Genomic DNA, 12128 nt, shown 5'->3' with positions numbered 1-12128 from the left:
GCCTGCGGCAACACGACCCACCCCCGCGACGGGCGAGGTATGGCCAACCTCTACAGTGGCCTGGTACGCGCGAGCCTTTACCGGGTGTTCACATCGAAACGGACATTCCGTGGTGCTCGCTGGGAGTCTCTGTCAGGGGTGTGCGTGACGGCCGTTGAGTCCCGTCCTGCGGGAGTGCTTGACACTACGAGCACGAGTCGCCGGCCGTTCAAGGCCCGTGTCATGGCGTTCATTGCGCTGACCAAGCCGCGGATCATCGAGCTTCTGCTCATTACGACCGTGCCGGTGATGTTCCTCGCCGAACAGGGTGTGCCGGACCTGTGGCTGGTCCTCGTGACCTGCCTCGGCGGCTATCTGTCGGCGGGCGGGGCCAACGCCCTGAACATGTGGTACGACCGCGACATCGACGCGCTCATGGAGCGCACGTCGCAGCGTCCGCTGGTCACCGGCATGGTGAGCCCGAACGAATGCCTCGCCTTCGGCATCGCCCTGGCGATCGGCTCCACGCTGCTCTTCGGCTTCGCGGTCAACTGGCTGTCGGCCTGGCTCGCGCTCGGAGCGCTGCTCTTCTACTCGATCGTCTACACGATGATCCTGAAGCGGCGGACCTCGCAGAACATCGTGTGGGGCGGTATCGCGGGCTGTATGCCGGTCCTGATCGGTTGGTCCTCGGTCACCAACTCGCTGTCGTACGCGCCGGTCATCCTCTTCCTCGTGATGTTCTTCTGGACGCCGCCGCACTACTGGCCGCTGTCGATGAAGGTCAAGGACGACTACGCCCGCGCGGGTGTGCCGATGCTCCCGGTGCTCGCCTCCAACAAGGTGGTCGCCCGGCAGATCGTCCTCTACAGCTGGGTGATGGTCGGCGCCTCGCTGCTGCTCACCCCGCTCGGCTACACCGGCTGGTTCTACACCGTGGTCGCCCTGCTCGCGGGCGGGTTCTGGCTGTGGGAGGCGCACGCGCTGCAGAACCGGGCGAAGGCGGAGGTCTCGGGCGCGAAGCTCAAGGAGATGCGCCTGTTCCACTGGTCCATCACCTATGTGTCGCTGCTGTTCGTGGCGGTCGCGGTGGATCCGTTCCTGCGCTGAGGTGCGTTTTGGCCGCGGGTGCTGCTGGGCTGATGTCCGGGGCGCCTGCGGCGGGCTTTTCTCCCCGCCCCGCCCCTTCCCGAAACCGGGGCTGCGCCCCGGACCCCCTCATCCGAACTTCGTTCGGATCTGCTCAAGCGCCGCAGGGGCTGGTTAGTGGCCCAGGCCACTTGCGGCAGGCGTCGCGTGGTGCGCTACTCGTCGGTAGCATCCTGGTCATGGCAGAGACCGAGACTGAGACGGCGGCCCGGGACGGCAAGGGCACCAAGGACGAGCGCACCGCGGCCAAGCTGGCCAAGCGGATCGGCGCGTTCGCCAAGGAGCACGGCGGCGCCGAGGCGCAGCTCGCCTACGTCGGAGAGCGCGGCACACGGATCGTGCTCGTGGGCCAGGACGGCGCCTGGGGCGATCTGTTCGCGACCGACAACGCCGTGGCCGTGGCCGCGGTGGCCAAGTCCGGGGTCACCGTGCACGAGGACTTCGACGGCGAGTTCGCGGCGCGTGTGAAGACCGGCCGCTACGAGTGGACGCGGATGGCCGGCATGCAGGTCGGCGGCCCCCGGAACAAGTAGGCGGGCGGCCCGCCGTCCTGACGGCGGGCGGTCCGTGCCCCTGACGAACGCCTCTTACGTGTAAGGGGCGTTCATCCTCCCTGAGGCCTAGACGCGCGGCCCCGGACGGATGAGTCGGGGCGCGGGTACTTCGTCAAACGGCAGGACGTGCGGCGTTTATCCGGCCCATACCTTCGAGAAGTCGAGCAGGACGCAGCGACTTCGAGGGGGACAGCCCGTCATGGGGAATCGGACGAGGCCGGTACGCGGGTTGGCGGCCAGGGCCGGCGGATGGAGTGCACGGCACCGATGGGCGGCCGTCGGCATCTGGCTGCTCTTCGTGGTGCTTGCCATGGGGATCGGCGGTGCGGTCGGCCGCGCGGACGTGGACCAGAGCGACAGCCTGCCGGGCGAGACCCGTCGGGCGTCCCAGATCATGGACGAATCGGGCCTGGAGGAACCGGCCGGCGAAAGCGTCCTGATCCAGGCCAAGGACCGGGGGGTCAAGGCGACGGACGCCGAGTTCCGCGCGGTCGTGGACGAGGTGATGGCCGCGGTCGAGTCCACCGGCAAGGCCACGCGGATCACCTCTCCGTACGAGAGCGACAGTGTGTCGAAGGACGGGCGCACCGCCCTGGTCCAGTTCGACATGCGCGGCAAGGCCGAGGACGCGGCGGGCGAGGTCGAGCCGGTGCTCGACGCGGTGGCCGGGGTGCAGGACAAGCACGACGGGCTGTGGATCGAGGAGATCGGCGGCGCGAGCATGCAGAAGGAGTTCGACGACGCCTTCGGCAGCGACTTCCAGCGGGCCGAGTACTCCGCGGTGCCGGTCGCGATCGGCATCCTCCTGGTGGCGTTCGGCGCGGTGGTCGCGGCCCTGGTCCCGGTCGCTCTCGCGGTGACGGCGATCGTCGCCACCATGGGGCTGATGGCGATCGTCAGCCATCTGCAGCCGATGAGCGAGACCGCCAACTCCGTGATGCTGCTCGTGGGTCTGGCCGTCGGGGTCGACTACTGCCTGTTCTATCTGCGCCGCGAGCGCGAGGAGCGGGCCGCCGGGCGCGACGCCCGCACTGCCCTGGAGATCGCGGCGGCCACCAGCGGCCGGGCGATCATCGTCTCCGGTGTCACGGTGTGCGTGGCGATGGCGGGCATGCTGTTCACCGGGCTCGCCGAGTTCGAGGCCATGGGCCTTGCGTCCCTGATGGTGGTCGCGGTCGCGATGGTGGGGTCCGTGACGGTCCTTCCCGCGCTGCTCTCGCTGCTCGGCCACCGGGTGGAGAAGGGCCGGATCCCGTTCCTGCACCCGGAGAAGCGGCGGGGTGCCAAGAAGGCCGCGGCTGCGAACGGGGGCTCCGCGAACGGTTCGGCGAACGGCGAGAGCCGGTTCTGGAAGCGGGTCCTGCGGACCGTGCTCGCCAGGCCCGCCCTCTCCGTGGTGATCGCGGCGGGTGCACTGCTCGCGGTGGCGGCGCCGGCACTCGGCATGAAGACCCAGAACCTCACCCTGGACCAGGAGTTCGGCGACTCGCTGCCCATCGTGGCCACGTACAACCGTCTCAACGAGGCCTTCCCCGGCGGCTCCGAGCCGGCCGAGGTGGTCGTGAAGGCACGGGACATCAACGCGCCCGAGGTGAAGGCGGCGCTCGCCGACTTCCGTGAGCAGGCGGTGAGCTCGGGTGCCTCGCGCGGTCCGGTGGAGATCAAGCTGCGCGAGCAGCAGAACATCGCCCTGATCTCCGTACCGCTGGTCGGCGGCTCCGACCAGGACGCGGCGGAGAAGAGCCTGTCGCTCATCCGCGACGAGGTGCGGCCCGCCACCCTCGGCGAGGTCGAGGGCCTCGAAGCCCCGGTCACCGGTCAGGTCGCGGGCTCGAAGGACTTCAACGACCAGCTGGTCGGCGCGGTGACCCCGGTGTTCGCCTTCGTGGTGGTCTTCGCCTTCCTTCTGATGCTGCTCTCCTTCCGTTCGCTGACGGTCGCGATCACCTCGATCGTGCTCAACCTGCTCTCGGTGGCGGCGGCGTACGGGATTCTCGTGGCCGTCTTCCAGCACGGCTGGGGCGCGTCCCTGGTGGGAGCGGAAGGGGTCGGCGCGATCATCACCTGGCTGCCGCTGTTCCTCTTCGTGATCCTCTTCGGGCTCTCGATGGACTACCACGTGTTCGTGGTCTCGCGGATCCGCGAGGCACGCCTCAAGGGGCGGACGACCAAGGACGCGATCGAGCACGGCGTCGTCACCACGGCGGGTGTGGTCACCAGCGCCGCCGTCATCATGGTCGCCGTGTTCGCGATCTTCGGAACGCTGTCGATGCAGTCGATGAAGCAGATGGGCGTGGGCCTCGCGGCCGCGGTCCTGATCGACGCGACCATCATCCGCGGAGTGCTGCTCCCCGCGACGATGGCCCTGCTCGGCGAGCGCAACTGGTACCTGCCGAAGTGGCTCGACCGGATGCCGGACCTGACCCACGACGAGGCGGCGGTGCCCGAGCCGCGCCGTGAGGAGGTCGCGGTGGGGCCCCGGCTCTGAGCGATACGCGAGTACGTGCACGGTGTGCCGCCGGGACCCGGTCCCGGCGGCACACCGGCGTCTGACCTGCCGGAAGCGGCGGGAGCAACACCTGGCGCGTGCTGGGGCGTTAGGACCGTAGGGAAACAGCGGTCCAGCACAGGGAGCCCCGGATGATCGACACCCCGTCCCTGGTGGACCAGTACTGCCACGGCGTGCTGCGCACCGAGCTGGGGCTCGGCACGTTCGAGGCCCATCTCGGGCGCGGTGAAGGCCCGCCCGCACCGGGAACGACCTTCTTCGATACGCAGACGGGCTTCGCCGTGCGCCGTTGGTGCCCGCCGCTGCTCGACCTGGAACCGCACTGTCCGGCGCCGCACTATCTCGCGCGGCGCCGTGAGCTGGGGGTGGTGGAGGCGGGCCGGCGGCTCCTGCGCGGCAGCGGGATCACCGCGTATCTCGTCGACACGGGACTGCCCGACGATCTGACCGGACCGGCCGAACTGGGCGCCGCGGGCGGGGCGTCGGCGCATGAGATCGTCCGCCTCGAGCTGCTCGCCGAGCAGGTGGCGGACACGTCGGGGACGGTGGAGTCCTTTCTCGGCAACCTCGCGGAGTCGGTGCACGGCGCCGCGTCCACCGCGGTGGCGTTCACGTCGGTCGCGGGCGAGCGGCACGGGCTGGCGCTCGCGCCGGAACCCCCGGACGCGGGGGAGGTGCGCGGTGCGGCCGGACGCTGGCTCGCGGCCCGCCAAGTGGGCGGTGAGCTGACCGATCCCGTACTCCTGCGGCATCTGCTGTGGATCGCGGTGGCCAGCGGGCTGCCGCTGCAGCTGCACTCGGGGGCGAGCAATCCGCAGGACTACCTCACGCGGTTCGCGCGGGCCACGGCCGGGCTCGGCACGGACCTGGTCCTGATGCACGGCTATCCGTACCACCGCCACGCCGCCCATCTGGCCGGCGTCTTCCCGCATGTCTATGCGGATGTGGGCCCCGCGCTCGTCCGTACGGGCGCCCGCGCGACCGCCCTGCTCGCCGAGATCCTCGAACTCGTCCCCTTCGGCAAGCTGCTCTTCTCCAGCGGAGCCCGGGGCCTGCCCGAACTGCACGTGGTGGCGGCCCGGTTGTTCCAGGAGGCGCTGGGGCGGGTGCTCGGCGGCTGGGTCGCGGAGGGCGCGTGGTCCCGGTCGGACGCGGACCGCGTGGCGGCCATGATCGCGGCGGGGAACGCGCGGCGCGTGTACGGGCTGGCCGCGTCCTGACCGGGCTCCGGTGTCAGTCGCCGGAGTAGCCGAAGATGCCTACGTGGCTCGGCTCGGGGGCGCCGTCCGCTTCGTACAGGAGCACGTAGAGGCCGGTCCAGCGCATGTGCGGTTCGGCGAGGAGGCTGTCCCCGCTGCGGGGTTGGCGTGATGAGGCTCGGGCCTCGGCGAGCAGGCTCTCGAACTGGGCGGGAGTCGGCCGCTCGGTCCCGAAGTGATGCCTCACACGGTCGGGTTTGATGGGCCGCAGCGTCCCGTAGTCGACGAAGTTGCTGCTTTCCGGAGGGGCGCTGGTGTACACCACCCGCTGGATGTCGAGGATGGAATGCGTCCCCTCCTCGCCCATGAACTCCTCGTCGTCCCACAGGTCGTCGAGCGTCTCGTACGTGTCGTCCGCGCCGTAGTCCTCGGCGAAGACCCGGGCGTGCAGGGCCGCGAGCGATGCCTCGACGGACCCTTCGTACGGAGTGACGTACTCCCAACCGCTGGCACCCACGGCCCCCACCCTCTCTGTGCTCCGAAAGATCGGGTTCACCTTAGGAGGGGGCACTGACAACGGGCGGCTCAGCGTGCGGTGGTGAGGTGGGCCTCGCCCTGGGCCGGCAGCGAGAGTTCGAGTTCGGGGCGCTCGCGCAGCGAGAGCACCACGCGGACGATCGCGATCCAGACCAGGCACGAGCCGAGCATGTGCGCGCCGACCAGGACCTCGGGGAGGTCCGTGAAGTACTGGACGTAGCCGATGCCGCCCTGGGCCAGGAGGATCAGGAAGAGGTCGCGGGTGCGGCGCAGCGGGCCGGGCGGGGCGTCGACCGCCTTGAGGACGAACCAGAGGGCGAAGGTCAGCGAGACCACGATCCAGGCCAGGACCGCGTGCAGCTTGCTGACGTCCTCCCAGTTCAGCGGGATGCGGTGTACCTCGCTGGAGTCGCCCGCGTGCGGGCCCGCGCCCGTGACCACCGTGCCGACGGCGATGAGCAGTCCGGCCGCGACCGTCAGGAACCACACCAGCTGCTGGATCGCCTTGCCGACCAGCGGCCGCGGCGCCGCATCGCCCTCGCGGGCGCGCTGCCACATCACCGTCGCGACCGTGATCAGCGTGGTGGAGAGCAGGAAGTGGGCGGCCACGGTGTACGGGTTGAGGCCGACGAGCACCACGATGCCGCCGAGCACCGCATTGCCCATGACCAGCCAGAACTGCAGCCAGCCCAGCTTGGTCAGGTCCCGGCGGTGGGGCTTCGTCGAGCGGGCCGCGATGATCGCCCAGCCGACGGCCGCGCACAGCACATACGTGAGCATCCGGTTGCCGAACTCGATGGCGCCGTGGAAGCCCATCTCGCTCGTCGCGGTCAGCGAGTCGTCCGTGCACTTGGGCCAGGTCGGGCAGCCGAGGCCCGAGCCGGTCAGACGGACGGCGCCGCCGGTCACCACGATCATGACGTTCATGACGAGCGACGCGAGGATCGCGCGCTGGAGGATCCGCTGTGAGGGAGTCCAGCGCTCGGCGATGTAGGCGAGCGGGTTGCGCACGGCTTGAGCGACATCGGCTCGGGTCACGTTTGGCACGGGGACATCGTAGGGGGGTGGCTTGTGCAAGTTTTCACGAGGGTCACCATCTGGCGCCCGGTTGGTGTCAGTTGAGTCCGTTTTGTCTACGGAGAGGAGTGATGCAGGTCCTGGCTATGGGCCGTGCAGAGCGGACGCGTCACTCCCAGCGGAAGAACCGCGCCGCCACCCCGAGGCCGAGCACCGACCACACCGTGAGGATGCCGAGGTTTCCCCACGGCATGCCCGCGCCGTGCTGCAGCACATCGCGCAGCCCGTCCGAGAGTGCCGAGATGGGCAGCAGGCCGAGCACCGACTGGGCCGCGTCCGGGAACTTGTCCAGGGGGACGATCACGCCGCCGCCGACGAGCAGGAGCAGGAAGACCAGGTTGGCGGCGGCCAGCGTCGCCTCGGCCTTCAGCGTCCCGGCCATCAGGAGGCCGAGGCCGGAGAAGGCCGCGGTGCCGAGGATCAGGAGGAGGACGACGGAGAGCGGGTTGCCGTGCGGGGACCAGCCGAGGCCGAAGGCGATGGCGGTGAGCAGGGCGATCTGCAGGACCTCGATCGCCAGGACGGAGAGGGTCTTGGCCGTCATCAGGGCCCAGCGGGGGAGCGGTGAGGTGCCGAGCCGCTTGAGGACTCCGTACCGCCGCTCGAAACCGGTCGAGATGGCCTGCCCGGTGAACGCCGTGGACATCACGGCCAGGGCGAGGATGCCGGGTGCGAGGAAGTCGACCGCGTCGCCCGAGCCGGTGTCGATGATGTCGACCGTCGAGAAGAGGACGAGCAGCAGCGACGGAATGACGACCGTCAGGAGCAGCTGCTCGCCGTTGCGAAGCAGCATCTTCGTCTCGAAGACCGCCTGCGCCGTGATCATCCGGCCCATGGGGGCCGCGCCCGGCTTCGGCGCGTACGTGCCGGCGGTGGGTGTCTCGGCGCTCATCCGCGCAGCTCCTTGCCGGTCAGCTCCAGGAAGACGTCCTCGAGGGTGTGCCGCTCGACCGAGATCCGGTCCGGCATCACCCCGTGCTGGGCGCACCAGGACGTCACGGTCGCGAGCAGCTGCGGGTCGACGGTGCCGGTCACGCGGTACGAGCCGGGCGTGAGCTCGGCGGCGAGGGTGTCCATCGGCAGGGCCTTCAGGAGCGAGGCGATGTCGAGCCCCGGGCGGCCGGAGAACCGCAGCGTGTTCTCGGCGCCGCCCTTGCAGAGCTGCTCCGGGCTGCCCTGGGCGATGACCTTGCCCGCGTCGATGATCGCGACATCGTCCGCGAGCTGCTCGGCCTCGTCCATGTGGTGCGTGGTCAGGATGACGCTGACGCCGTCGGCGCGCAGCTCCCGTACGAGATCCCAGGTCGCCCGGCGCGCCTGCGGGTCGAGGCCCGCGGTCGGCTCGTCGAGGAAGACCAGTTCGGGGCGGCCCACCACGGCGAGCGCGAGCGCGAGGCGCTGCTGCTGGCCGCCGGAGAGCCGGCGATAGGTCGTACGGCCGCAACTGCCCAGGCCCAGACGCTCGATCAGGGCGTCCACGTCGAGCGGGTGGGCGTGCAGCTTCGCGATGTGGCGGAGCATCTCGTCGGCGCGGGCGCCGGAATAGACGCCGCCGGACTGGAGCATCACGCCGATACGGGGCCGCAGGGCGGCCGCTTCCCGTACGGGGTCCAGGCCGAGGACGCGGACCGTGCCGGCGTCCGGCTTCCGGTAGCCCTCGCAGGTCTCGATCGTGGTGGTCTTGCCGGCGCCGTTGGGACCGAGGACGGCGGTGATGCCCGCCGAGGCCTTCAGGTCCAGGCCGTCCACGGCGGTCTTGCTGCCGTACCGCTTCACCAGGCCGGTGATCTGGATCAAAGGGGGTGACGCGAAGCGTCCCGATGAGGGGTGGTGGTCGGGCGACGGGTGGGCGACGGGCTCGCTTCGCATGAGGACAGAGTCTAGGGACGGGTCGCAGGTCCCTGGCCCCCGGGTCCGCAGGTCCGCTCATTGGTGACCTTTTCTGTCCGAAGCGGGCCCGTACCGGATCTAGCGTCGATATGTGACCACCATTGCGAAGTACGTGGAAGAGACGTCCGAGCAGGCCGCCCACAAGGCCCACGACCTGCGGCGGACACCTCCTCGCTACTTCGTCTCGGCGGTGCTCGCCGGTGCGTACATCGGCATAGGCGAGGTACTGCTCCTCGTCGCCATCTCGCCCTTCGTCTCGGCCGGTTCCTCGGCGACGAAGCTGCTCGAGGGCCTGGTCTTCCCGATCGCGCTGACCATCGTGATGTTCGCCGGCGCCCAGCTGTTCACGTCCAACGTCATGGTGATGCTGATCGGCGCGCTCACCGGACGCACCGGCGCCAAGGACCTGGTGGGCAGCTGGTGCCTGTCGCTGTTCGGCAACTTTGTCGGTGCCTTCCTCTTCGGCGCCATGGTGCACGCCTCGGGCGTGACGTCCACCGCGCCCGCCCGCGCGATGCTCGCCGAGATGATCCACGGCAAGGAGGCGCTCGACGGGGGCCAGCTGTTCTGGCGGGCCGTGCTCTGCAACTTCCTCGTCTGCCTCGCGATCTGGATGTTCTACCGGGCCAAGGGCGACGGCGCGAAGATCTTCGTGCTCTGGATCCCCGTCCTGGTGTTCGTCGCCGTGGGCTTCGAGCACTGCGTGGCCAACATGGCGCTCTTCTCCCTGTCGATCCTCGACGGCGGCGCCGGCTTCGGTGACCTCCTGCGCAATCTCGTCTTCACCGTCCCCGGCAATATCGTGGGCGGCGGACTTCTCGTGGCCGGCTCGTACTGGTTCATGGGAAGGCCCGAACGCGAAGAGGACCTCTGAGCGGATACGACGAGGTCGTTGACCTCGCGGTTCAGCGCTCGTCACGCTGTGTATCTGGTTAGGTCTGCCTAAGTGATGCACCGCACCCCGGCCCTGCGACCAGGCCGGTTGTCGGGGCCAGAGGAATTACGCAACAATGGCGTTGTGAAAAACGTCGGCGAGGCTTCGGAGGCTCCTGCGGGGGCCCCGCAGGAGGAGCTCGGGACCGGTGAGCGCAGCACGCGCAACCGCGTCGCGCGCTCCATCCTGGACCACGGCCCGTCCACCGTGGCCGACCTCGCCGGGCGCCTCGGTCTCACCCAGGCCGCCGTCCGCCGTCACCTCGACGCGCTGGTCGCCGACGATGTCGTGGAGCCCCGCGAGAAGCGGGTCTACGGCGCTCGTACGCGCGGCAGACCCGCCAAGGTGTTCGCCCTGACGGACTGCGGCCGGGACGCCTTCGACCAGTCCTACGACAAGCTCGCCGCCGAGGCCCTGCGCTGGATCTCGCAGTCCGCCGGCGGCGGGGAGCTCGGGGAGGCGGCCGTCGCCGCCTTCGCCCGGGCCAGGCTTGCCGCCCAGGCTGAGGGGTACCGCGAGGCCCTGGAGAACGTACCGCCGCAAGCCAGGACAGAGGCCCTGGCCAAGGCCCTGAGCGCGGACGGGTACGCTGCCACTGCGCGTAGCGCACCGGTCGGCGAGCAGCTGTGTCAGCACCACTGCCCGGTCGCTCATGTCGCCGAGCAGTTCCCACAGCTATGTGAGGCGGAGACGGAATTCTTCAGCCGCCTGCTCGGTACGCATGTGCAGCGACTGGCCACGATCGCCCACGGGGACGGCGTCTGCACGACGTTCATCCCTCGTAAAGACACCGAAGACACCACGCAAGACAAGACCACCACAGCAAGCACGGCCGGGAGGAACCCCGCATGACTCTCCCCATCGAGGAGACTGCCCACCCCGAACTCGAGGGTCTGGGTAAGTACGAGTACGGCTGGGCCGACTCCGACGCGGCCGGCCAGGCTGCCAAGCGCGGTCTCAACGAGGACGTCGTCCGCGACATCTCGTCCAAGAAGAACGAGCCGGAGTGGATGACCAAGCTCCGTCTCAAGGGTCTTCGCCTGTTCGACAAGAAGCCCATGCCGACCTGGGGCTCCGACCTCTCCGGCATCGACTTCGACAACATCAAGTACTTCGTGCGCTCCACCGAGAAGCAGGCCGCTTCCTGGGAAGAGCTGCCCGAGGACATCAAGAACACGTACGACAAGCTCGGCATCCCGGAGGCGGAGAAGCAGCGCCTCGTCGCCGGTGTCGCGGCCCAGTACGAGTCCGAGGTCGTCTACCACCAGATCCGTGAGGACCTGGAGGAGCAGGGCGTCATCTTCGTCGACACCGACACCGCGCTGAAGGAGCACGAAGAGCTCTTCAAGGAGTACTTCGGCACCGTCATCCCGGTCGGCGACAACAAGTTCGCCTCGCTGAACACGGCCGTGTGGTCCGGCGGATCGTTCATCTACGTGCCGAAGGGTGTGCACGTCGAGATCCCGCTGCAGGCCTACTTCCGTATCAACACGGAGAACATGGGCCAGTTCGAGCGGACGCTGATCATCGTCGACGAGGACGCCTACGTCCACTACGTCGAGGGCTGCACCGCGCCGATCTACTCCTCGGACTCGCTGCACTCCGCGGTCGTCGAGATCATCGTCAAGAAGGGCGGCCGCTGCCGCTACACGACGATCCAGAACTGGTCGAACAACGTCTACAACCTGGTCACCAAGCGCGCCGTGGCGTACGAGGGCGCGACCATGGAGTGGATCGACGGCAACATCGGTTCCAAGGTCACCATGAAGTACCCGGCCGTCTACCTGATGGGCGAGCACGCCAAGGGCGAGACGCTGTCCATCGCCTTCGCGGGCGAGGGCCAGCACCAGGACGCCGGTTCCAAGATGGTCCACATGGCGCCGAACACCTCGTCCAACATCGTGTCGAAGTCGGTGGCCCGTGGCGGCGGCCGCACCTCGTACCGCGGTCTGGTCGAGATCGGCGAGGGCGCGCACGGCTCCAAGTCCAACGTGCTCTGCGACGCGCTGCTCGTCGACCAGATCTCCCGCTCGGACACGTACCCCTACGTGGACGTGCGTGAGGACGACGTGTCCATGGGGCACGAGGCGACCGTCTCCAAGGTCTCCGATGACCAGCTCTTCTACCTGATGAGCCGCGGCATGACCGAGTTCGAGGCCATGGCCATGATCGTGCGCGGCTTCGTCGAGCCGATCGCCAAGGAGCTCCCGATGGAGTACGCCCTGGAGCTCAACCGGCTGATCGAGCTGCAGATGGAGGGTGCGGTCGGCTAAGGCCAACTGCACTGTCCGTCAAGCCAC

General features: G+C 69.1%; 11 protein-coding genes. 7 read left to right on the top strand and 4 right to left on the bottom strand.

Features of this window, described 5'->3' with window-relative positions; translation table 11 throughout:
* Positions 1-231: 231 nt before the first annotated feature.
* From H9Y04_RS05195 to H9Y04_RS05180, 4 genes are all read left to right on the top strand, one after another.
* Positions 232-1089: a heme o synthase gene (locus H9Y04_RS05195; RefSeq protein WP_308800904.1), complete on the top strand. Its 858-nt coding sequence runs from the start codon at positions 232-234 to the stop codon at positions 1087-1089.
* Positions 1090-1307: 218 nt separating this feature from the next.
* On the top strand, positions 1308-1661 hold the full coding sequence (locus H9Y04_RS05190) for a hypothetical protein (RefSeq protein WP_187812465.1): 354 nt from the start codon (positions 1308-1310) through the stop codon (positions 1659-1661).
* A gap of 220 nt (positions 1662-1881) precedes the next feature.
* Complete coding sequence (locus H9Y04_RS05185) at positions 1882-4170, top strand: MMPL family transporter (RefSeq protein ID WP_187812464.1); 2289 nt, start codon at positions 1882-1884, stop codon at positions 4168-4170.
* Between the two features lie 152 nt (positions 4171-4322).
* Entirely contained in the window at positions 4323-5411 is a 1089-nt protein-coding gene (locus H9Y04_RS05180) for an amidohydrolase family protein (RefSeq protein ID WP_187812463.1), read from the top strand.
* Positions 5412-5424: 13 nt separating this feature from the next.
* Here the strand turns inward: H9Y04_RS05180 and H9Y04_RS05175 are convergent, their stop codons facing one another.
* From H9Y04_RS05175 to H9Y04_RS05160, 4 genes are all read right to left on the bottom strand, one after another.
* On the bottom strand, positions 5425-5907 hold the full coding sequence (locus H9Y04_RS05175; RefSeq protein WP_187812462.1) for a hypothetical protein: 483 nt from the start codon (positions 5905-5907) through the stop codon (positions 5425-5427).
* Positions 5908-5975: 68 nt separating this feature from the next.
* On the bottom strand, positions 5976-6974 hold the full coding sequence (locus H9Y04_RS05170) for a COX15/CtaA family protein (protein ID WP_308800864.1): 999 nt from the start codon (positions 6972-6974) through the stop codon (positions 5976-5978).
* Positions 6975-7113: 139 nt separating this feature from the next.
* Positions 7114-7896 carry an ABC transporter permease gene (locus H9Y04_RS05165; protein WP_187812461.1) on the bottom strand — a complete coding sequence of 261 codons (783 nt, stop codon included), beginning with the start codon at positions 7894-7896 and terminating at the stop codon, positions 7114-7116.
* Positions 7893-8873 carry an ABC transporter ATP-binding protein gene (locus H9Y04_RS05160; protein WP_438818074.1) on the bottom strand — a complete coding sequence of 327 codons (981 nt, stop codon included), beginning with the start codon at positions 8871-8873 and terminating at the stop codon, positions 7893-7895. Before H9Y04_RS05160 ends, H9Y04_RS05165 begins: the two co-directional genes overlap by 4 nt.
* 112 nt (positions 8874-8985) lie before the next feature.
* Here H9Y04_RS05160 and H9Y04_RS05155 point away from each other — a divergent pair, with 112 nt between their 5' ends.
* The 3 genes from H9Y04_RS05155 (at position 8986) to sufB (ending at position 12101) form a co-directional block, all read left to right on the top strand.
* Positions 8986-9768, top strand: a complete 783-nt coding sequence (locus H9Y04_RS05155) for a formate/nitrite transporter family protein (protein ID WP_187812460.1) — start codon at positions 8986-8988, stop codon at positions 9766-9768.
* A gap of 144 nt (positions 9769-9912) precedes the next feature.
* Positions 9913-10680, top strand: a complete 768-nt coding sequence (locus tag H9Y04_RS05150) for a helix-turn-helix transcriptional regulator (RefSeq protein ID WP_187812459.1) — start codon at positions 9913-9915, stop codon at positions 10678-10680.
* Positions 10677-12101: a Fe-S cluster assembly protein SufB gene (gene sufB, locus H9Y04_RS05145; RefSeq protein WP_187812458.1), complete on the top strand. Its 1425-nt coding sequence runs from the start codon at positions 10677-10679 to the stop codon at positions 12099-12101. Before H9Y04_RS05150 ends, sufB begins: the two co-directional genes overlap by 4 nt.
* Positions 12102-12128: the final 27 nt, after the last annotated feature.

The sequence above is a fragment of the Streptomyces polyasparticus genome (genome assembly GCF_014493765.1).
Lineage (GTDB): Bacteria > Actinomycetota > Actinomycetes > Streptomycetales > Streptomycetaceae > Streptomyces > Streptomyces polyasparticus.
The sequence above is the reverse complement of the archived record's forward strand: the minus strand, read 5'-3'. Positions and strand labels throughout refer to the sequence as shown.